The organism is Paraburkholderia sp. MM5496-R1, assembly GCF_050436205.1.
Lineage (GTDB): Bacteria > Pseudomonadota > Gammaproteobacteria > Burkholderiales > Burkholderiaceae > Paraburkholderia > Paraburkholderia tuberum.
The window spans coordinates 1,274,228-1,293,564 of sequence record NZ_JBNDLT010000003.1 but is presented as its reverse complement, the minus strand read 5'-3'; the positions used below and the strand labels follow the sequence as shown (position 1 = coordinate 1,293,564).

Annotated in this window: 21 protein-coding genes; 14 read left to right on the top strand and 7 right to left on the bottom strand. The window is 64.3% G+C overall.

Going from position 1 to position 19,337, the window contains the following annotated elements; genetic code table 11:
• Positions 1 to 28: 28 nt before the first annotated feature.
• Both OKW38_RS32270 and polA read right to left on the bottom strand, forming a co-directional pair.
• On the bottom strand, positions 29 to 1,384 hold the full coding sequence (locus OKW38_RS32270; protein WP_090808401.1) for an NAD(P)/FAD-dependent oxidoreductase: 1,356 nt from the start codon (positions 1,382 to 1,384) through the stop codon (positions 29 to 31).
• A 157-nt stretch (positions 1,385 to 1,541) separates the two neighbouring features.
• Positions 1,542 to 4,283 carry a DNA polymerase I gene (gene polA, locus OKW38_RS32265; RefSeq protein ID WP_429364909.1) on the bottom strand — a complete coding sequence of 914 codons (2,742 nt, stop codon included), beginning with the start codon at positions 4,281 to 4,283 and terminating at the stop codon, positions 1,542 to 1,544.
• 1 nt (position 4,284) lies between these two features.
• Between polA and OKW38_RS32260 the strand changes: the two genes are divergently transcribed.
• Positions 4,285 to 5,028: a TIGR00730 family Rossman fold protein gene (locus OKW38_RS32260; protein WP_035471771.1), complete on the top strand. Its 744-nt coding sequence runs from the start codon at positions 4,285 to 4,287 to the stop codon at positions 5,026 to 5,028.
• A 178-nt stretch (positions 5,029 to 5,206) separates the two neighbouring features.
• Positions 5,207 to 5,404 (top strand): hypothetical protein, encoded by a 198-nt coding sequence (locus OKW38_RS32255; RefSeq protein WP_090808397.1) that lies wholly within the window; start codon positions 5,207 to 5,209, stop codon positions 5,402 to 5,404.
• A gap of 1 nt (position 5,405) precedes the next feature.
• Here OKW38_RS32255 and OKW38_RS32250 read toward each other — a convergent pair whose 3' ends face one another.
• Complete coding sequence (locus OKW38_RS32250; RefSeq protein WP_409259241.1) at positions 5,406 to 6,932, bottom strand: AMP nucleosidase; 1,527 nt, start codon at positions 6,930 to 6,932, stop codon at positions 5,406 to 5,408.
• Between the two features lie 190 nt (positions 6,933 to 7,122).
• Here OKW38_RS32250 and OKW38_RS32245 point away from each other — a divergent pair, with 190 nt between their 5' ends.
• From OKW38_RS32245 to OKW38_RS32210, 8 genes are all read left to right on the top strand, one after another.
• Complete coding sequence (locus OKW38_RS32245; RefSeq protein ID WP_090808396.1) at positions 7,123 to 7,518, top strand: hypothetical protein; 396 nt, start codon at positions 7,123 to 7,125, stop codon at positions 7,516 to 7,518.
• A gap of 214 nt (positions 7,519 to 7,732) precedes the next feature.
• Positions 7,733 to 8,728, top strand: a complete 996-nt coding sequence (locus OKW38_RS32240) for a homoserine kinase (protein ID WP_429364908.1) — start codon at positions 7,733 to 7,735, stop codon at positions 8,726 to 8,728.
• Positions 8,719 to 9,525, top strand: coding sequence for a BPSS1780 family membrane protein (locus OKW38_RS32235; protein ID WP_090808390.1), 807 nt, complete (start codon positions 8,719 to 8,721; stop codon positions 9,523 to 9,525). The genes OKW38_RS32240 and OKW38_RS32235 overlap by 10 nt, the downstream gene beginning before the upstream one ends.
• Positions 9,526 to 9,700: 175 nt before the next feature.
• Positions 9,701 to 10,153, top strand: a complete 453-nt coding sequence (locus OKW38_RS32230) for a MarR family winged helix-turn-helix transcriptional regulator (RefSeq protein ID WP_429364907.1) — start codon at positions 9,701 to 9,703, stop codon at positions 10,151 to 10,153.
• Positions 10,154 to 10,324: 171 nt separating this feature from the next.
• Positions 10,325 to 10,744, top strand: a complete 420-nt coding sequence (locus tag OKW38_RS32225) for an organic hydroperoxide resistance protein (protein ID WP_429364906.1) — start codon at positions 10,325 to 10,327, stop codon at positions 10,742 to 10,744.
• Between the two features lie 186 nt (positions 10,745 to 10,930).
• Positions 10,931 to 11,596, top strand: a complete 666-nt coding sequence (locus OKW38_RS32220; RefSeq protein WP_429365591.1) for a hypothetical protein — start codon at positions 10,931 to 10,933, stop codon at positions 11,594 to 11,596.
• A complete protein-coding gene (locus OKW38_RS32215) occupies positions 11,485 to 12,003 on the top strand; it encodes an FAD-binding domain-containing protein (RefSeq protein ID WP_429365556.1) in 519 nt (172 codons plus the stop codon). Before OKW38_RS32220 ends, OKW38_RS32215 begins: the two co-directional genes overlap by 112 nt.
• Positions 12,004 to 12,060: 57 nt before the next feature.
• Positions 12,061 to 12,519, top strand: coding sequence for a TspO/MBR family protein (locus OKW38_RS32210; protein ID WP_429364905.1), 459 nt, complete (start codon positions 12,061 to 12,063; stop codon positions 12,517 to 12,519).
• 152 nt (positions 12,520 to 12,671) lie between these two features.
• Here OKW38_RS32210 and OKW38_RS32205 read toward each other — a convergent pair whose 3' ends face one another.
• Complete coding sequence (locus OKW38_RS32205; protein WP_090808381.1) at positions 12,672 to 12,851, bottom strand: DUF3563 family protein; 180 nt, start codon at positions 12,849 to 12,851, stop codon at positions 12,672 to 12,674.
• 109 nt (positions 12,852 to 12,960) lie between these two features.
• Positions 12,961 to 14,139, bottom strand: a complete 1,179-nt coding sequence (locus OKW38_RS32200; RefSeq protein WP_187612173.1) for an extracellular catalytic domain type 1 short-chain-length polyhydroxyalkanoate depolymerase — start codon at positions 14,137 to 14,139, stop codon at positions 12,961 to 12,963.
• 358 nt (positions 14,140 to 14,497) lie between these two features.
• On the opposite strand from OKW38_RS32200, the gene OKW38_RS32195 reads away from it, so the two are divergent.
• The 4 genes from OKW38_RS32195 to OKW38_RS32180 all read left to right on the top strand — a co-directional run bounded on the left by OKW38_RS32195 (position 14,498) and on the right by OKW38_RS32180 (position 17,572).
• Positions 14,498 to 15,199, top strand: coding sequence for a phosphatase PAP2 family protein (locus OKW38_RS32195; RefSeq protein WP_429364904.1), 702 nt, complete (start codon positions 14,498 to 14,500; stop codon positions 15,197 to 15,199).
• 190 nt (positions 15,200 to 15,389) lie between these two features.
• Positions 15,390 to 16,163 carry a molybdate ABC transporter substrate-binding protein gene (modA, locus tag OKW38_RS32190; RefSeq protein ID WP_429364903.1) on the top strand — a complete coding sequence of 258 codons (774 nt, stop codon included), beginning with the start codon at positions 15,390 to 15,392 and terminating at the stop codon, positions 16,161 to 16,163.
• Between the two features lie 22 nt (positions 16,164 to 16,185).
• The gene (gene modB / locus OKW38_RS32185) at positions 16,186 to 16,860 is read left to right on the top strand and encodes a molybdate ABC transporter permease subunit (RefSeq protein WP_429364902.1); all 675 of its coding nucleotides are present in this window, start codon (positions 16,186 to 16,188) and stop codon (positions 16,858 to 16,860) included.
• A gap of 1 nt (position 16,861) precedes the next feature.
• Positions 16,862 to 17,572 carry a sulfate/molybdate ABC transporter ATP-binding protein gene (locus OKW38_RS32180; protein WP_429333057.1) on the top strand — a complete coding sequence of 237 codons (711 nt, stop codon included), beginning with the start codon at positions 16,862 to 16,864 and terminating at the stop codon, positions 17,570 to 17,572.
• A 37-nt stretch (positions 17,573 to 17,609) separates the two neighbouring features.
• Here OKW38_RS32180 and OKW38_RS32175 read toward each other — a convergent pair whose 3' ends face one another.
• Positions 17,610 to 18,455 carry a TOBE domain-containing protein gene (locus OKW38_RS32175; RefSeq protein WP_429364901.1) on the bottom strand — a complete coding sequence of 282 codons (846 nt, stop codon included), beginning with the start codon at positions 18,453 to 18,455 and terminating at the stop codon, positions 17,610 to 17,612.
• 84 nt (positions 18,456 to 18,539) lie between these two features.
• Entirely contained in the window at positions 18,540 to 19,244 is a 705-nt protein-coding gene (locus OKW38_RS32170) for an SDR family NAD(P)-dependent oxidoreductase (protein WP_429364900.1), read from the bottom strand.
• Positions 19,245 to 19,337 lie beyond the last annotated feature (93 nt).

The window sequence follows — 19,337 nt, the reverse complement described above, 5'->3', positions numbered from 1 at the left end:
ATTCAACTGAGGAGATCGTCCGCGCGCGTCAGTGCAGCTTGACGCGCGGCAGCGTCGTACGGTGCAACCAGTGCGCGAAGGTGTCGAGCACCATGCGCGGATAGCCGTGCAGCGCCGCGATATGCAGCCGGTACAGCGACATGTACATGAAGCGCGCGAACAGCCCTTCGATCAGCATATTGCCGCCAATCACCCCGCCCATCAGATTGCCGACCGCGCTGAAGTGGCCGAGCGAGACCAGCGAGCCGAAGTCGCGATAAGTGAATTCCGGTAGTGGCCTGTTGTCGAGGCGCGCCGCCAGTCCTTTCATCAGAAAGCTCGACTGCTGATGCGCGGCCTGCGCGCGCGGCGGCACGTTGCGCTCGTTGCCCGGCCACTCGCAGGCCGCGCAGTCGCCGAGCGCGAAGATGTTGTCGTCGATCCCGGTTTGCAGCGTACGGCGCACGACCAGCTGGCCGAGCCGGTTGACCGGCAAGCCGTCGAGCTGACCGAGCACAGCCGGCGCCTTGATGCCCGCCGCCCACACGGTCAGATCGGCCCGCACGGTGTGACCGCTCGCGGTGCGGATGTAGCCCGGCGCGACCTCGGCCACCGTCTCGCCAATCATCAGCTTCACGCCGAGCCTGGTCAGCAATTCGGCGGTGGCCGTGGAAACGCGCTCCTGCAACGCGGGCAGAATGCGCGGCCCCGCCTCGATCAGCACGATGCCGACGTCATGCCGCGGATCGAGCTTGTGCAAGCCATACGCGGACAACACCTGCGCGGTATTGCGCAACTCCGCCGACAACTCGACCCCCGTCGCGCCGCCGCCGACGATCGCCACCTGAATGCGCGGCTCGCTGGACGTCCACGTGCCGGGTCCCGGTCTCGACTCGACGGGTTCGTGCGCCTGATGCTCGGCGCGCACGCATGCGGCGATCAGGCGCTTGCGGAAACGCTCTGCCTCGCTGACCGTATCCAGTGCTATGGAGAATTCGGCCGCTCCCTTGACGCCGAAGAAGGCCGTGGTACTGCCGATCGCGATGATCAGCGTGTCGTACTCGAGCTCGCGTTCGGGCAGCAGTTCAGCGCCGTCGTCGTCCAGCACGGTGCCGAGCGTAATGCGTCGATTCGTGCGGTCGAGTGCGGTCAGGTCGCCTTGCTGGAACGCGAAGCCATGCCAGCGCGCCTGCGCCGCGTACGGGAGCTCCTGCGTGAACGGGTCCATGCTGCCCGCCGCCACCTCGTGCAGCAGCGGCTTCCAGATATGCGTCGGATAGCGGTCGACCAGCGTGACCTGGGCCTGCGCGCTGCGCCCCTTCTTGTCGGCCCCATAGCGATCGCCAAGACGCGTCGCCAGTTCCAATCCTCCCGCACCTCCGCCAACGACGATAAATCGATGCATTGCACTTCTCCGTGTAGCCGATGAATTATCTGTCGCGACGCTGCGCATGAATGCGCCGTCCTGAACCGATTGTCCTCGACCCGCCTAAGAAGTCACAAGTCGCCAAAACCCATGTGTGACATGCGCACGACGTTATCGTGCGCATGTCACGGGCATGTCAATGCGCTTCCTCCCAGTTCAGGCCCGCGCCGACCTCGGCGACGAGCGGCACCTTCAGCGCGGCGACGCCGCACATCAGTTCTGGCAGGCGCTTGCGGACTTCGGACAACTCAGCGTCGGGCACTTCGAGAATCAGTTCGTCATGCACCTGCATGATCATCCGCGTGCCGATCTTCGAGTCTTCGATCCAGTTCTGCACGGCGATCATCGAAAGCTTGATCAGGTCGGCCGCGGTACCCTGCATCGGCGCGTTGATCGCGGCACGCTCGGCGGCCTGGCGGCGCGGACCGTTGCCGCCGTTGATCTCGGGCAGCCACAGACGACGGCCGAACACCGTTTCGACGTAGCCCTTCGCCTTCGCGCTCAAACGCGTCTCGTCCATATAGCGCGCGACGCCGGGATAGCGCGCGAAGTAGCGGTCGATATAAATCTTCGCCGCATCGCGCGTGATGCCGAGGTTCGATGCGAGTCCGAACGCGCTCATGCCGTAGATGAGCCCAAAGTTGATGACCTTCGCGACGCGCCGCTGATCGCTCGACACTTCGAGCGGCGTCACGCTGAAGATTTCCGACGCGGTGGCGCGGTGAATGTCCTCGCCCTGCGAAAACGCGCGCAACAACGATTCGTCGCCCGAGATGTGGGCCATGATGCGCAATTCGATCTGCGAATAATCGGCGGAGACGAGCTTGTGCCCGAGCGGCGCGATGAACGCCTCGCGGATGCGCCGACCTTCGCCGGTACGCACCGGAATGTTCTGCAGGTTCGGATCGTTCGACGCGAGCCGCCCCGTCACCGCGACGGCCTGCGCGTAGTTCGTATGCACGCGGCCGGTGTGCGGATTGACCATGCGCGGCAGCTTGTCGGTATAGGTCGACTTCAGTTTCGACAGGCCGCGATGTTCGAGCAGAATCTTCGGCAGCGGATAGTCTTCGGCGAGCTTCTGCAACACCTCTTCGTCGGTGGAAGGCGCACCGCTCGGCGTCTTCTTGATGACCGGCAGTTCGAGCTTCTCGAAGAAAATCTGACCAATCTGCTTTGGCGAGCCGAGGTTGAATTCGCCGCCGGCCAGTTCGTACGCCTTGCCTTCGAGTTCGATCAGACGCGTGGCGATCTCACTGCTCTGCTGACGCAGCTTCTCCGCGTCGATCAGCACGCCGGTCCGCTCCATCTTGCGCAGTACGCGCGAAGTCGGCACTTCGATCTCGCGATACACATGGTCGAGCGACTTCTCCGCGGCGATCTGCGGATACAAGGCCTGATGCAAACGCAGCGTGATGTCTGCGTCTTCGGCCGCATATTCGGCGGCTTTGTCGAGCGCGACTTCGTCGAAGCCGATCTGCTGCGCGCCCTTGCCCGCGACCTCTTCGTACTTGATCGTCTTCACGCCGAGATGACGCAGCGCGAGGCTGTCCATGTCGTGCGTGCGATGCGATTCGAGCACGTACGACTCGAGCAGCGTGTCATGCTCGACGCCGCGCATTTCGATGCCGTAATTCGCGAGCACCTGTTCGTCGTACTTCAGATGCTGGCCGACCTTCTTGTGCTCGGCGCTTTCGAGCCACGGCTTGAGCTTCGCGAGCACTTCGTCGCGCGGCAGCTGCACCGGCGCGTCGGGGCCGCGATGCGCGAGCGGCACATACGCGGCGCGGCCCGCTTCGACCGACAGCGACAAGCCGACGATCTGCGCGATCATCGGATCGAGCGACGTGGTCTCGGTATCGAACGAGGTCAGCTCGGCCGCATTGATCCTGTCGAGCCACGCATCGAGCTGCTCCCATGTTTGCACGGTCTCGTAGTGGCGCTCGTGATCGACGAACAACGCGGGGGGCACGTCGGTTTCCGGACCTTCGACCGCATCGGCGATTTCGACTTCGCGCAGCCACGTCTTGAAGCCGTGGCGCGTAAACACCTCGCGCAACTCTTCGCGCGATTCGGGAAGGCTCGGCAAACTCTCCTCGATCGACACGATGTGCCCGGTCAGATCGCAATGACGCTCGACTGTGACGAGCTTGCGCGCCATCGGCAAAAAGTCCAGCGCGCGGCGCAGATTCTCGCCGACCGCGCCCTTGATCTCGCTCGCATGCCCGACGATGCCATCTAGCGACTCATATTGCGTCAGCCATTTGACCGCGGTTTTCGGACCGCACTTCTCGACGCCCGGCACGTTGTCGACGGTATCGCCGATCAGCGACAGATAATCGATGATGCGCTCCGGCGGCACACCGAACTTCGCGACCACGCCTTCGCGGTCGAGCGTTTCGTTGGTCATCGTATTGACGAGCGTCACGCGGTTCGACACGAGCTGCGCGAGGTCCTTGTCGCCGGTCGACACGACCACGTTCATGCCGAGCTTTTCCGCTTCGGTGCACAGCGTGCCGATCACGTCATCCGCTTCGACGCGATCGATCATCAGCAGCGGCCAGCCGAGCGCACGCACCGCGACGTGAATCGGCTCGATCTGACGGGCAAGATCTTCCGGCATCGACGGACGGTTCGCCTTGTATTCCGGATACCAGTCGTCGCGAAACGTTTTGCCCTTGGCGTCGAACACGCACGCGCTATACTCTGCTGTGACTTCCTTGCGCATGCGCCGCAGCATGTTGATCATCCCGTAGAGCGCACCCGTCGGGCCACCCTCGGGACCGCGCAGATCAGGCATCGCATGGTAGGCCCGGTACAGATAACTCGAACCGTCGACCAACAGCAGGGTCTTACCTTCAAGGCTTCGTTCTTCAGGCATTATGACTAAGAGAAAAGTGATTCCGAGTCTGCGATCGCTCGCAGATCAAGAGCGCGCAACGGCCAAGAAAGCCCGCGCATCGTGGCAGATGTTCACGATTATGGCAGAGTTTATCGAGGCGACCGAGTACCTGTCGGAGATTCGCCCGGCGGTCAGCATCTACGGTTCGGCGCGCCTGAAACCGAACTCGCCGTACTACAAACTCGCCACGCAGATCGCGCGCAAATTGTCGGATGCCGGCTTCGCGGTGATCTCCGGCGGCGGCCCCGGCATCATGGAAGCGGCCAACAAGGGCGCGCATGCGGGCAAGGCGCCTTCGGTCGGTCTGAACATCGAGTTGCCGCACGAGCAGTCGGGCAACCAGTGGCAGGACATCTCGCTGCGCTTCCGCCATTTCTTCACGCGCAAGGTCACGTTCGTGAAGAACTCGGACGCGGTGATCGTGATGCCCGGCGGCTTCGGCACGCTCGACGAACTGGCCGAAGTGCTCACGCTGATCCAGACCAAGAAGTCGCGCCATGTGCCGATCATTCTGGTCGGCGCCGAGTTCTGGGAAGGTCTGCTCGCGTGGTTCAAGAGCGCTCTGATTCCGATGGGTTTGATCAATCCGACCGACATCGATCTGATGCAGGTGATCGACAATCCGGACCAGGTGCTCGAAGCGGTGCTCAAGTTCTACGAAGACCGCGAGGAAGGCGAAGTTCATCCGGTCAAGTCGGAAGAAGACCGGATGTTCTACCTGTGATGGCAAGAGGCTGCGCGCCTCGCAATGCGCGTAGCACGATGCCTATCGTCGCGCACATGGCGGGCAGCCTTCGGGCTGCCCGCTTTCGTTTAGCAGGCCAGTTTGCGGCGCGCTGACTGTCAACCGGATTAGCGAACAAATCGTTTGCACGCTTGCCGTCCGGCGCTAACGTGCTCAGTTGGTACTCGAAGCTCGCAATCTGAACGAACTCACCTCACCCGAAGCCGCGCTCGCGCCCATGCCGACGTTGCGTGAGATCTTCAGCGGCTTTCTCGACCTCGGTCTCATTTCATTCGGCGGCGCGTTGCCGCTCGCGAGCCATCTTCAAAGCGGCACATCCAGCGTAAGCGGGCTGTTTATCAGTGCCTCGGCCTGAGTTACTGAAACGCGACTTCCGCGAAACTCCGCAGCTTGCGGCTATGCAATCGATGCAGCCCATTCATCCGCAGCAGTTCCATCGCCTTCACGCCGATCTGCAGATGCTGATCGACCTGCGCGCGATAGAACTGATCGGCCATGCCCGGCAGCTTCAGCTCGCCGTGCAGCGGCTTGTCCGACACGCACAGCAACGTGCCGTAAGGCACGCGGAAGCGGAAGCCGTTCGCGGCGATCGTCGCGCTTTCCATATCGAGCGCGATTGCACGGCTTTGCGACAGCCGCTGCACCGGCTCGCGATGATCGCGCAGCTCCCAGTTGCGATTGTCGACGCTCGCCACCGTGCCCGTGCGCATCACGCGCTTCAGCTCGACGCCGTCGAGCTGCGTGACCTGCGCGACCGCGCGCTCGAGCGCGACCTGCACTTCGGCGAGCGCCGGAATCGGCACCCACAGCGGCAGATCCGCATCGAGCACATGATCTTCGCGCACATAGCCGTGCGCGAGCACGTAGTCGCCGAGACGCTGCGTGTTGCGCAGTCCCGCGCAGTGGCCGAGCATGATCCACGCATGCGGACGCAGCACCGCGATGTGATCGGTGATGGTCTTCGCATTCGACGGCCCGACCCCAATGTTGATCATCGTGATGCCGCTGCCGTCCGCGCGTTTCAGGTGATAGGCCGGCATCTGCGGCAGACGTGGCGGCAGCGTGCCCTCCTGCGCCTGCTCGCCGAGATTCTCGTTGTAGGTGATGACGTCGCCGGGCTCGACGAACGACGTGTATTCGCTGCGATAGGCGCGCAATTCCTCGTCGTCGGTACGGGCCATCATGCCCCGGCCGAGCTTGACGAATTCGTCGATATAGAACTGGTAGTTGGTGTACAGCACGTAGTTCTGCACATGCGTCGGCGAGGTCGCCGTGTAGTGCTTCAGCCGATGCAGTGAAAAATCGACGCGCGCCGCCGTGAACAACGCGAGCGGATGCGGCTCGCCCGGCAGCGGCTCGTACGTGCCGTTGACGATGCGGTCGTCGAGCAGCGCGAGGTCCGGTATATCGAAGATGTCGCGCATCAGGAACAGGCGCTCGCGGTCCAGATCGCCTTCGAGGTGGATGCCCTCGGCGAACGCGAAATGAATCGGAATCGGCTGGTCCGACACACCGACCTCGATCTGCACGTGATGATTCTTCGCCAGCAGCCGCAGTTGCTCGCGATAGTAGTTGCCGAACAGGTCTGGCCGCGTGACGGTCGTCTCGAACACGCCCGGCCCCGCGACGAAACCGTACGAGCGACGTGAATCGACGTGCGTGTTGACCTCGGTACGCACGCGCACGAACGGATAGCAGGCGCGCACGCGATGGTCGAACTGCTCGTTGCGGCGATAGCGCGCGAACGCATCGCGCAGGAACGACGTGTTCGCCTCGTAGATCGCGGCGAGGCGGGTGACGGCCTCGGCCGCGTCGTCGAAGCCTTCGGTTGGGAAGCTGTTGGCGGGAGTCTGCACCGTGCGCTGATTGATATCGTTGTTGATCATCATCGTTCACCCTTTTTGATGAGACGACATTACCACGGAACCCGCTGTTGCCAAATGTCGGCGGCGACGCTTGCAACAGCGCCCGCGAGAACGCGCGCAGGTTGCGCGAAAGCGGCGCAAAATAAGGCTTGGCGCCCGTGCGTCAGGCCGGATTTGCTAGAATCTGGCACCCAATCGGAGAATCACCATGAAGCTGCTCCTTCCCATCGCTGTTGCGCTGGCTCTGGCCTTCGGCAACGCCGCGATGGCTGCCCAGCCCGTCGACGAACCGCCGGCCGCCGGCGTGCCCCAGTCCGGCAATGAACGGGCCGGTCTGCCGGACCTGGACAAGATCAATCGTCCGGCCGCAGAGGTCAGCTCGAAGGTCGACATCAACGTTCCGCGCACGCCGAGCTTTCACGAAGTCAGCCCGAACGGCACCGAAATCACCGAATTCCGCGACAAGGGCAAGCCGGTCGAAATCGACGTGCATTCGAATTTCGGCACCCGCTACCAGATGAGCGCGTCGCCCGACACGTCGCCCACCGTCCACGACAGCGGCAAGCCCAGTACGCGCTTGCCATCGGTGAATCTCCACTATTGATCGTTACGAAAGCGGCACGCCGGCAACGGCGGCCGCGGCGCGACCGCGCCCCCGCTCAACCCGATCGCGGCCGCTGCGCGATGAACCCGCGCTGAATGCGGCGACGCTTGCACTTCGCCGTTCCGCATTCGTCGCCCGCTCCGCCACATTCGTTTGTCTCACCTCGCACTGGCCGCACCGCGCCAGCCCGAACAACCTGATCCGACGTTTCCGCATGGCCGTCTTCACCGCTGTCAACGAATCCCAACTCGCAGAATGGATGAGTCACTACGATCTCGGCGATGTCGTCGAGTTTCGCGGCATTTCGTCCGGCATTGAAAACAGCAACTTCTTTCTGACGACGACGCGCGGCGAATACGTGCTGACGATTTTCGAAAAGCTGACAGCTGAACAACTGCCGTTCTATCTGAACCTGATGCGGCATCTTGCCGCGCGTCGCGTGCCGGTACCGGATCCGATGCCGCGCCTCGACGGCGCGCTATTCGGCATGCTGCTCGGCAAACCCGCGACCATCGTGACGAAGCTCGAAGGCGCACCCGAACTCTCGCCGGGCATCGAGCATTGCGTCGAGGTCGGCCAGATGCTCGCGCGCCTGCACCTCGCGGGCCGCGACTATCCGCGCTATCAGCCGAACCTGCGCAGCCTGCCGTGGTGGCGCGAAACCGTGCCGACGATCCTGCCGTATCTGGAAGGCGAGCAGCGCGATCTGCTGGCGTCCGAGCTTGCGCATCAGGAAGCGTTCTTCGCCTCCGCCGATTACGCGGCAATGCCCGCGGGCCCGTGCCACGCCGACCTGTTCCGCGACAACGCGATGTTCGCTCACGCGGCGCCCGACACCGGCCACGAAGTGCGGCTCGGTGGTTTCTTCGATTTCTATTTCGCCGGCTGCGACAAGTGGCTGTTCGACGTCGCGGTGACGGTCAACGACTGGTGCGTCGACCTCGCGACCGGCAAGCTCGACGCCGAGCGCACCGAGGCGCTGTTGCGCGCGTATCAGACGGTGCGGCCGTTCACCGTCAAGGAAAACCATCACTGGGGCGACATGCTGCGTGCGGGCGCATACCGTTTCTGGGTCTCGCGCCTGTATGATTTTCATTTGCCGCGCGCGGCCGAACTGCTGAAGCCGCACGACCCCGGTCATTTCGAACGCATTCTGCGCGAGCGCCTGCACGGCGTCGCGAATCCAGGCATCCATACCTCATGCAACTGATCGAAGTCCCCGCGAAAACCGGCTATGTGTGGTTCCGCCAGGGTATCTGGCTGTTCCGCAAGAATCCGCTCGCCTTTCTGACGCTGTTCTTCACCTATTTGCTGGTGATGACGCTCGTGTCGCAGATTCCGGTGGTCGGCGGCGTGTTGCCGCTATTGTTCATTCCCGGTGTCGCGGTCGGCTTCATGGCCGCATGCCGCAACACGATCGCGGGCAAACCGGTGTTTCCGACCATCCTTGTCGACGGCTTTCATTCGTACGGCCCGGTGGTCGCGCGGCGGCTGCTCGTGCTCGGCGTGCTGTATGTCATCGCCATGGCGCTCGTGCTGGCCGGCTCGGCGCTCGCCGACGGCGGCATGCTGCTGAAGGTGATGCTCGGCAACGCGTCGATGGACGAGAACACGATCGCCAACAGCAATATCCCGCTCGCGGTGATCACCGCGCTCGCGTTCTACATACCGGTCGCGATGCTGTTCTGGTTCTCGCCCATCCTCGCCGCCTGGCACGACGTGCCGCCCGTCAAGGCCATGTTCTTCAGCGTCGTCAGTTGCTGGCGCAATCGCGGCGCTTTCGTCGTATTCGCGGCGCTGTGGTTCGCAGTCGCAACGGTCGTGTCGATCGGGCTGTCCGTGCTGATGCAGGCGCTCGGCGCGGCCGACTTCGCGTTCGCGATCCTGATGCCCGCGACGATGATCGTCACGACCATGCTGTACTGCTCGTTCTACGCGACCTATCGCGGCTGCTTCGGCGTGCAGACGCCGCAAACGCCGGATCTGCCGACCACGCCGGCGGCCTGATCCGTCGTTCCCGCGCGGGAGCCGTTCTGGCGCCCGCGCGCGCCGCGTGTTCCGCGCGCACCTTCCCGACGTCTCTGTCGACACACCTGTTCCCGACGCTCGGCATCCTGAATCGACTTGCGGCACAATGGTTTGCGTGCAATCCATTTGCACGCTCTTTTTGCCGAGATGAATCATGACCCAGCGCCCCGCTCTCCCCTTCACGCTCGACGAGCAACTGTGCTTCGCGCTCTACTCGACCTCGCTCGCGATGACGAAAGCGTACAAGCCGCTGCTCGAAAAGCTCGGACTCACGTATCCACAGTATCTGGCGATGCTCGTGCTGTGGGAAACCGACGACGTCACCGTCAAGGACATGGCCTCGCGCCTGAATCTCGATCCGGCGACGGTCACGCCGCTGCTCAAGCGCCTCGAAGCGCAGGGACTCGTCGAGCGCGCGCGCGGCACCGACGATGAGCGCCTCGTCTACATTCGCCTGACGGGCGCGGGCAAGGCGCTCAAGCGTCAGGCGCGCGACGTGCCCGGCGAGATCTTCTGCGCGACGCAGCAGACGGCGGACTTCCTGCTGCGTCTGCGCGACGACCTCACACGCCTGCGCACGACGCTCAACGACTTTATGGACCAGTAGCGCGATAGTTGAAAAGGACTAGTTCCGGTTCCATCGAAAAATTAATTTGTACACAAATGATTTGTGTACTATCTTGGTCATCTGTCGCTTCGCTAGCGCTTCGCCAGACCGGCGAACCGGCAGCCAGCGGCAAACAAGCCAACCCTGACACCCCAGACTAGGAACCGCACCATGAACATCCTCTACAAAGCAAGCGCAACGAGCACCGGCGGCCGCGACGGCCGCGCCGTATCGTCGGACGATGCATTGGACGTGAAGCTGACGGCACCGCGTGAACTCGGCGGAAATGGCGCAGCAGGCACGAATCCCGAACAGCTGTTTGCAGCCGGCTACTCGGCCTGTTTCCTGAGCGCCATGAAGTTTGTCGCCGGCCAGCGCAAACAGGCCCTGCCGGCCGACACGCAGGTTTCCGCCGACGTCGGCATCGGTCCGAACGACAAGGGCGGCTTCGCGCTCGACATCGACCTGCGTATCACTCTGCCGGGTCTGGCTGCGGACGCTGCCAGGAAACTGGTGGATGCAGCGCACCAGGTCTGCCCGTACTCGAACGCTACGCGTAACAACGTCGCGGTTCGTCTGCACGTCGCTTGAGGTCAGGCCGGCCGTTGCGCCGATCAGCAATGCTCAAGAAGAACCGCTCACGGCGCATTACCCTGCGCCGTCGCGAGCAGCGCCCGCACCCTGCACAATAGGGCCGGGCGCTGATTGTTTTCGCGCGCACGGCACGCATCCTGCGTAGCCGGTCCTCGACCACCTTCAGCCCGACTGCCTGTCCCGATGACACGCGCCCGCCGCCTGCACGACAGCTTCGACTCCGGCCTCGTCCGGTTCCGCCGCGATCTGCGCAGCACCGATCATGCCGCGCTGTACTACGCGCCCAAGCATTGCGAGCGTATCTGGTGCGTGTTCGTGTTCGACACGACGATCCTGCAGCCGATTGTCGATGCCCGGCAGACGCGCCATCCAGGCAAGCCGGTGCAGGATCGCCACACTCGACCAGTTCGGCTTCGCGCCTGGCAACCTGACGGACTTTCAACTGCCCGCCGGCATGAGCGGCGCCCAATAGCTGCTCGACGATTTCCTCACGCGCATCGACAGCTACGCGGAACGGCGCGATTTCCCCGCTGCGAAAAGCCGAGCTATCTGCCGGTGCATCTGCGCTTCGGCACGGTGTCGATCCGCACATTGGCGCGGCTCGCGTACGAGATGTCGCTGCAACCCGACGGCAAAGGCGCCGCGACGTGGCTGTCGGGACCGATCTGGTGGGATTTTTACTTCATGGTCCTCGCGCACCACCCGCGCCTCGCGAAAGGCGCGCCGTTCAAGCCGGAATACGAGCGGTTGCACACTGGGAAAAAGGCCGCTCGGCCGACGCAGCGTTCGCCGCCTGGTGCGACGGCCGCACCGGCTATCCGCTCGTCGATGCCGCGATGCTGCAGTTGAACCAGACCGGCTATATGCACAACCGTCTGCGGATGGTCACGGCAAGCTTCCTCGCGAAGGATCTCGGCATCGACTGGCGGCTCGGCGAGCGATACTTCGCCGATTTGCTGAACGACTTCGATTTCTCGGCGAACAACGACGGCTGGCAGTGGGCCGCCTCGACCGGCTACGGCGCGCAACCTTACTCCCGTATTTTCAATCCGGTCACGCGATCCGAAAAATTCGACCCCGACGGCGCTTTATCAAACGATATCTACCGCAGCTCGCGAACTTGCCGGCAAAATGGATTCGCGCGCGGTGGCTGGCCGGCGCGGAGCGGCTCGCGGAATTCGGTGCACGGTACTGGGCGGGAATTTCCCGAACGGATCGTCGACCAGGCACAGGCCCGCGAGCGCACACTGGCCTGATACGGAAAGTGAGTGCCTGCTCACATTATTGAATAAGAAAGTCTGAAGGGGGCGAAGATGCGCCGTCTGCCGTCGCTGCTCGTGTTTTTGATCCTGACGCTGGCGGCCGGCTGGGCCGCGAGTCTGTCTCTGCCGGACGCGTGGTACACGGGCCTGCAAAAGCCTGTGTTCAATCCGCCGAACTGGGTTTTCCCACCGGTCTGGACCGTACTTTACGTACTGATGGCGTTTTCCGCGTGGCGCGTGTGGAAGCGCGACGGCCTGACCGCGGCGATCGTACTGTGGGTCGTGCAGCTGGTGTTCAACGCCGCGTGGATGTGGCTGTTTTTCGGCCTGCATCGGCCGGACACGGCGCTGATCGACATCCTGATTCTGCTGCTACTGATCGTGATGCTGACGTACGTGTTCTGGCGGCGCGATCGCCTCGCGGGCATTCTGCTCGTGCCGTATGTCGTGTGGGTCGCGTACGCCGCGCTTTTGAACTACGCGTTGTGGCAACTGAATCCGGCTGCTTGAGTGAGGTCTGCCAAGCGGGCGCGAAGGCCGCGCGATGAGAAAAGGGGAGTGCGCGACACGGGCACTAGCCTCGCCAACCCCAAACACCAGCGCCTCACCACGCGCCGATGTTCCGATTGCTGACGGCCTGATGCCGATTACAGGCAGTCGGCTTAGCCGTAGTGCTGGCTCATCCACGACGGACGCGCGTTCGTCTCTTGATCGAGCTTGCGCATGCGGAATTCGAGATCGTAGAGATCGGTCGCTTCAGCGAGATAGGCGTCAGCGCGCTCCTTCGCGAGCTGGTCCGGCGACTTGGTCAGAAACAGGAACAGGCGGCTGATCAGATACATGGTTCACCTCGGCAATGATAGCTAGGCGGTTACGCCTAAGGGATAACCCGCATTATAGGGAAAACCCTGATTACACGCCACTGCTCATTTTCGAGGTGTTGCTCGGATGTCACCGCCCGACCGACGATGCCGCCAATCCTTCCGCGATGCGGCCCGCGTCCGCACGACGCTGATGCCGGAAAAACTCCCACAGCATGGCGCTCGCGTCCGGGCCCTTGGACGAATGGAAGGGCAGCGCATCGTCGCCGCCGGCCCATGCGTGACCCAGCCCCTGCACACGACAAACCCGTACCACGCGCCGCCCGCCGCGCAGATAATCGCGCATCACGACGCCATTTTTGCGGTCCTCGCGCGTCTCGCCGGCTTTGCGCGCGCCGTTCGCGTCAATGAGGCGGTTCAGACGCAGAAACTGTGTCGCCAACTGGTCCGCGTTGACCGGCGCCACCACATGGTCGGCATCGCCGTGGACGATCAATGCCGGCATGCCCGGGTATTGCGCGACGTTCGTGGTTTCGTCGACGAGTTCCGCCGGCTCGCGACGCGCGCCGCGCCGCATCACGTCCATCGCGGTAATGCCGGAGCGCGCCTCGCCGAAAGCGGGGCCGGAATGCAGCGCGACCGCGGCGAAATGCCCGGGGTACTTGACGGCCAATAGCGCGGTCAGCCCCGCGCCCGCCGAAATCCCCGCCACGTAGACACGCGCGCGGTCAAAGCCGTGCTGCTCGACCAGCGAATCCACTAGCGACACGACCGCGCGCGCTTCCGCGCCGCCCGCGTTAGCGCCGGCATCGTACCAATGCCAGCAGCGGTGCGAGTGCGCGTGCTTCGACTGCTCCGGATACACGACCGCGAAGCCGTGGCGGTCGGCGAGCAGGTTCATGCGCGTACCCTCGGCGAATTCGTCGATCGACTGCGTGCAGCCATGCAGCATCACGACCAGCGGCATCGCCTCATGCGCGTGCCCGGACGGGATATAGAGCCCGTACTGCAGGTGATTGACCAGCCGGCCCGGCGCGGCCGGCGCGGAATGGAACGAGCGCGTCCACGCGCCGCTCGCCCACGCTGCCGCGCGTGGACGCACGCGCGACTCGCGCGGCGCTTCGCGTTTCATCGGCGTGCGTAGCGCGGCAGCCGGCTTCAGTGGATGAGCCTTGCTCGACGGTTTGGTGGTGGCGGCGCGAACCGGTCGCGCCTGCGCTCGCTTGGCGGTTTTTTGCGCGTGTTCGGTTTGGATCGCGAGCAGGCGCTTCAAACCACGCAGCCAGATTTTCGACAGGCTTTTTGCCATCGGCGATAACCTCGCAAAAGAGACAAATGCGGACCCCAAAACTGCGGATCAGATGAAGTTGTGCAATGCACAATAACATCATTTTTCCTGCGGTGCTGAACACAGCGCCGCTCTTCATGCCCCATTTCGCTCGTCGCGAACCTTGCCGGGGCCCTGTCGTCAAACCACCTCGATAGCCGTTCGGCAGCCCACATTCGGCGTGCAAAAGCGCTGTGCGCCGCAAGACCGTCGCGCGACACCCGACTATACTGGCGGTTGATCTCCCGATCTGTCGATCCGGGCCGCATCGGCGTTTCGTGCCGGCCGCGCGCCGATTTCCACCAACCCGATTTCACGCGACCCGCGTCGCGCTCCCGCCATGCCCGATTTACCGATCCACCTGTGGTATTCGATCACCAGCCTCGGCGGCGCCGGCTTGACGCTGCCGCTCGCGCTCGCCATCGCGCTGTGGTTGGCGGTCGGCTACTCGTGGCGGCTCGCGGCCTGCTGGCTCGCGCTGCTCGGTACGGCGATCGGCGTCGTGACCGTGACCAAGCTCGCCTTCCTCGGCTGGGGCGTCGGCGTGCGCGAGCTCGATTTCACCGGCGTCAGCGGTCATTCCATGCTGTCCACGGCCGTCTATCCGGTCGCGCTGTTTTTGATGCTATTGCCCGCGCGCCGCGCCGTCCGGCTGCTCGGCGTGCTCGGGGGGCTTGCCGCCGGCCTGGCGGTAGGCTTGTCGCGCGTCGTGCTGAGCGCGCATTCGCCGTCCGAAGCCGTGACTGGCTGCCTCGTCGGCGCGCTCACCGCGCTCGTGTTCGTGCGCATCGCGTGGAATGCGGAGCCGGGCCGGCTGTCGGCGCTCCCGGTCACCGTCAGCCTGATGGTGCTGGCAATCCTGATGCACGGCGTGCACGTGCCCACGCAGCGCTGGGTCACGCATATCGCATTGAAGGTGTCCGGCCACGACCGGCCGTTCATTCGCGCGAAATGGCTGTCCCCACGCTACATTCGACCGTCGGCCGCGCCGCTGTCGCAAACGCGCAATACGCTCGAGCCGATGCGCGCGTCGGACATCTGAGCACGCTGCGCCGGCCCTTCCGCCGCGTTTTCAAGCTTCCTTTTACAGTTTCGTAGCACTTCCCTCGCTTCACGCCATACGTGAAGCGCTGCGCCGAATCGACCGTTTCGCCCACCGCTATAACCGCGCATATATTACGATAGCGTTTTTAAGCCACTGCTTCCCGTTCACGTCAGACTCCAGGTCCTTCATGACACGCTCTTGCCATCTGAAGCAGTACGCGCTGTGCGTCGCAGCCGCCGCCGCCCTCGTGGTCAGCGTGAATGCCCACGCCGATGAACTGGTGGTCTCGGCCGCCGCCAGCCTGACCAATGCGTTCAAGGCGGTCGGCGACGCGTTCGAGCAACAGCATCCGGGCACCAAGGTTCTGTTGAACTTCGGCGCGTCCGACGTGCTGATGCAACAGATCGTCAAAGGCGCGCCCGCCGACGTATTCGCGTCCGCGGATCAGAAGGCAATGGACAAGGCCGCCGCCGAAAAGGTGATCGTGCCGTCGACGCGGCGCGACTTCGCCGCCAACTCGCTGGTGCTGATCGTGCCAGCCGACAGTCATTTCGCGCCCGCCAACCTCAACGCGCTGACGACCGCGCACGTCAAGCGCGTCGCGTTCGGCGATCCGGCCTCGGTGCCGGTTGGCCGCTACACGCAGGGCGCGCTTCAGGCCGCCGGCGTGTGGGACGCGGTCAGCGCGAAGGCGGTGCTCGCGTCGAACGTGCGTCAGAGCCTTGATTACGTCGCGCGCGGCGAAGTCGACGCCGGCTTCGTGTTCGGCACCGATGCCGCGATCATGCCCGACAAGGTCAAGATCGCGCTGAACCTGCCGACGCAAACGCCGATCAGCTATCCGATCGCGCAGGTCGAAGGCAGCCATCACGCGGCCGACGCGCAAGCCTTCATCGACTTCGTGCTGTCGCCGGCCGGCCAGGCGGTGCTCGCGAAGTACGGCTTCAAGCCGGCGCATTGATTCACGGGGAGAGCACACGCTCATGCAACAGGCCTGGGTTCCGCTGCTGCTATCGCTGAAGGTCGCAGGCTGGGCCACCGCGCTCACTCTCGTGCTCGGCGTCGCGGCCGCGCTCGGCCTGTCGCGCTGGCGCTCCGGCGCGCGCGACGTGATCGATTCGCTGCTGATGCTGCCGCTCGTGCTGCCGCCCACCGTGCTCGGCTATTACCTGCTCGTGCTGCTCGGCCGACGCGGCGTGATCGGCGCGTGGCTCGACCGCTTCGACATCCAGCTCGTCTTCACGTGGCAGGGCGCGGTGATCGCGTCGACGGTGGTCGCGTTTCCGCTCGTGCTGAAGTCCGCGCGCGCCGCCTTTGAGGGCGTCGATCCGCAGTTGGAGCGCGCGGCGCGCACGCTCGGCGTCAGCGAAGCCGCGGTGTTTTTCCGCGTGACGCTGCCGCTCGCCACGCGCGGCATCCTCGCGGGCGGCCTGCTCGCGTTCGCGCGCGCGCTCGGCGAATTCGGCGCGACGCTGATGATCGCGGGCAATCTGCCAGGCCGCACGCAGACACTGTCGGTCGCGGTCTATTCGGCGGTGCAGGCCGGCGACGACAGCACCGCCAACTTCCTCGTGCTCGTGACATCGGTCGCGTGCGTGACGATCCTGCTGCTCGCGGGGCGTCTCGTGCCGCAGCACACGCTTCTGAGAGCCCGCTGACATGCCGCTCAACGTCGCCATCCGCAAGACCTTCGAGACCGCCGAGCGGCGCTTCACGCTCGACGTCGCGTTCAGCGCGAGCACGCAGCGGCTCGTGCTGTTCGGGCCGTCGGGCGCGGGCAAGAGCCTGACCTTGCAGGCGATCGCCGGCTTGCTGCGTCCCGATGAAGGGACCATCACGCTGCACGGCACCACCTTGTTCGATAGCGCGGTCGGCATCGATCAGAAGCCGCAGGCGCGCAAGATCGCGTATCTGTTTCAGGACTACGCGCTGTTTCCGCATCTGAACGTGCGGCAGAACATCGGCTTCGGGCTGCGCCGGGGCTGGCTCAATCCGCGTGCGCGCGGCGCGCATGCGCAGGTCGATTACTGGCTCGATGCGCTCGAATTGAGGGGCTTGGCGGGCAATCACCCGGCGCAGCTGTCGGGCGGGCAGAAGCAGCGTGTGGCGCTCGCGCGCGCGCTGGTTTCGCAGCCGCGCCTGCTGCTGCTCGACGAGCCGTTTTCCGCACTGGATAGTGAGTTGCGCCAGCGCATGCGACGCGAGCTATCGGACCTGCAAACGCGGCTCGATATTCCGATGGTGCTGATCACGCACGATCCGGACGACGTCGCCGCATTCGGCGATCAGGTCGTGCAGGTCAGCGACGGACGCGTGCGCGAGGATCATCCGTTCGCAGGATATGCGCGCAGCGAGGCGTCGCCTCGTTGAGCGGGTGGCATTGCGCCTTCGTTACGCCCCGGCAACCTCAATCCTTCACGCCAAGTATCACGCTCGACGCCTTGAACACCGCGACCGCGCTCGCGCCTTCCTGCAAACCGAGCATGTCGACGCTGCCATTGGTGACGACCGCCGTGACCACCGCGCCGCCTTCGAGCCCCAGCGACACTTCCGCGTTCACCGCGCCGCGCTTCACGCTGTGCACGGTGCCACGCAACTGATTGCGCGCCGACAGGTTCAACGGCGCATCGCGATCGCCATCACCCGGTACGAGCAAAACGACCCACGACGCCTTGATCAGCGCAAACGCCGCCACGCCGACCGCGAGCCCGAGGGCTTCGGTGCTCTCGTGCGTGAGCACGGCGACGATCGTGTGGCCGCCGGGTAGCGCGAGCGACACTTCGTCGTTGACGGTGCCGCGCTCGATCGCCGACACCGTGCCGTAGAACTGATTGCGCGCGCTCGTCTTCACGCCGATGCGGCCGATCAGGTCCCAGTCCGTCGCGAAGCCCTCGCCAATCGCCGCGCCCGCGCGTTCGAGAAAGCGCCGATGCTCGCGCTCGACCGCGCGAAACGTCTCGATCAGCTTCACCGCGCGCGGCGTCAGCGTCGTGCCGCCGCCGCCCTTGCCGCCGGTCAGACGCACGACGAGCGGCTCGCCGGCGAGGTTGTTCATCGTGTCGATGGCATCCCACGCGCCTTTGTAGCTGATGCCGACCGCCTTCGCCGCGCTCGTGATCGAGCCGGTCTCGCCAATCGCCGCAAGCAGCGCGATGCGGGCCGCGCCGCCGAGCGTCTGCGTGCCCGCCTGAAACCAGACGGAGCCGCCGAGTTCGAGGGCATCGCGGGGAGGATCGGGGCGCTCGATGGTCATGGCAGAGAGTGGTTGAGGGTACGTGCAGGGCGGCGAATCATTATAGCGACGCGCTCTTCTATCGCTGGCCCCTACGCTTGCCGTTCACCACGGCACGACTCTGCCGAGGTAGTCGAGGTAATGCAAACCGGCACGGCCCTCGTAAGCGTCGATCGTGCTGACCAGGTTCGGGATGCTTTCGTCGATGCTCAGACGCGCGTCCGGCCCGCCCATATCGGTTCGCACCCAGCCGGGCGCCATCAGCAGCAGGGTTCTGGTATCGCTTCGGTGACGTGCGGCAAAGCTGCGCATGAACATGTTGAGCGCGGCCTTGCTGCCGCGATAGACCTCGTAGTTGCCATTCTCGTTGTTGGCGACGCTGCCCTGCCCTGACGACATCACGCCGATCGTGCCAGTCGGCCGAACGAGATCCTGCAGCGCCTCGACGACCCGCATCGGACTCAACGCGTTCGTCACCATCACGCGCACGAATTCGTCGGTCGATACATCCGCGATCGTTTCACTATCGTCGTTCTTGACGCCGGCGTTGACGAACAGCAGGTCGATCGGACGTCCTTCGAGGCGGCCCCGCAACGCGGCGACCTGTTCGGGCATCGCGATGTCGACCGTTTCGACTTCGAGTGCGTCATGTGACGCCGTCGCAAGCTGAAGGAGCCTGGTCGTGGAATTTTGCCTGCCGGTCGCGATGACTCGCCAGCCACGCTTCAGATACTCCTCGACCATCGCGAAGCCGAGGCCGCGCGAGGCGCCGATCAGAAGCACGGTTTTTTGCTGGTTTGCGGGTTGCATGGAACGTTTCCTGTCGATGGACTCGGGTTAAAGCCGGTCCAGGAAATATAGTCCCGCGTGATACAGCGCGGAAGATGCAATGCTTGCACTTAC

Bases quoted from the DNA above. Each gene is read 5' to 3' on its own strand.
- OKW38_RS32270 (WP_090808401.1), bottom strand. From the start codon at position 1,384: ATGCATCGATTTATCGTCGTTGGCGGAGGTGCGGGAGGATTGGAACTG.
- polA (WP_429364909.1), bottom strand. From the start codon at position 4,283: ATGCCTGAAGAACGAAGCCTTGAAGGTAAGACCCTGCTGTTGGTCGAC.
- OKW38_RS32260 (WP_035471771.1), top strand. From the start codon at position 4,285: ATGACTAAGAGAAAAGTGATTCCGAGTCTGCGATCGCTCGCAGATCAA.
- OKW38_RS32245 (WP_090808396.1), top strand. From the start codon at position 7,123: ATGAAGCTGCTCCTTCCCATCGCTGTTGCGCTGGCTCTGGCCTTCGGC.
- OKW38_RS32240 (WP_429364908.1), top strand. From the start codon at position 7,733: ATGGCCGTCTTCACCGCTGTCAACGAATCCCAACTCGCAGAATGGATG.
- OKW38_RS32235 (WP_090808390.1), top strand. From the start codon at position 8,719: ATGCAACTGATCGAAGTCCCCGCGAAAACCGGCTATGTGTGGTTCCGC.
- OKW38_RS32230 (WP_429364907.1), top strand. From the start codon at position 9,701: ATGACCCAGCGCCCCGCTCTCCCCTTCACGCTCGACGAGCAACTGTGC.
- OKW38_RS32225 (WP_429364906.1), top strand. From the start codon at position 10,325: ATGAACATCCTCTACAAAGCAAGCGCAACGAGCACCGGCGGCCGCGAC.
- OKW38_RS32220 (WP_429365591.1), top strand. From the start codon at position 10,931: ATGACACGCGCCCGCCGCCTGCACGACAGCTTCGACTCCGGCCTCGTC.
- OKW38_RS32210 (WP_429364905.1), top strand. From the start codon at position 12,061: ATGCGCCGTCTGCCGTCGCTGCTCGTGTTTTTGATCCTGACGCTGGCG.
- OKW38_RS32205 (WP_090808381.1), bottom strand. From the start codon at position 12,851: ATGTATCTGATCAGCCGCCTGTTCCTGTTTCTGACCAAGTCGCCGGAC.
- OKW38_RS32200 (WP_187612173.1), bottom strand. From the start codon at position 14,139: ATGGCAAAAAGCCTGTCGAAAATCTGGCTGCGTGGTTTGAAGCGCCTG.
- OKW38_RS32195 (WP_429364904.1), top strand. From the start codon at position 14,498: ATGCCCGATTTACCGATCCACCTGTGGTATTCGATCACCAGCCTCGGC.
- modA (WP_429364903.1), top strand. From the start codon at position 15,390: ATGACACGCTCTTGCCATCTGAAGCAGTACGCGCTGTGCGTCGCAGCC.
- modB (WP_429364902.1), top strand. From the start codon at position 16,186: ATGCAACAGGCCTGGGTTCCGCTGCTGCTATCGCTGAAGGTCGCAGGC.
- OKW38_RS32180 (WP_429333057.1), top strand. From the start codon at position 16,862: ATGCCGCTCAACGTCGCCATCCGCAAGACCTTCGAGACCGCCGAGCGG.
- OKW38_RS32175 (WP_429364901.1), bottom strand. From the start codon at position 18,455: ATGACCATCGAGCGCCCCGATCCTCCCCGCGATGCCCTCGAACTCGGC.
- OKW38_RS32170 (WP_429364900.1), bottom strand. From the start codon at position 19,244: ATGCAACCCGCAAACCAGCAAAAAACCGTGCTTCTGATCGGCGCCTCG.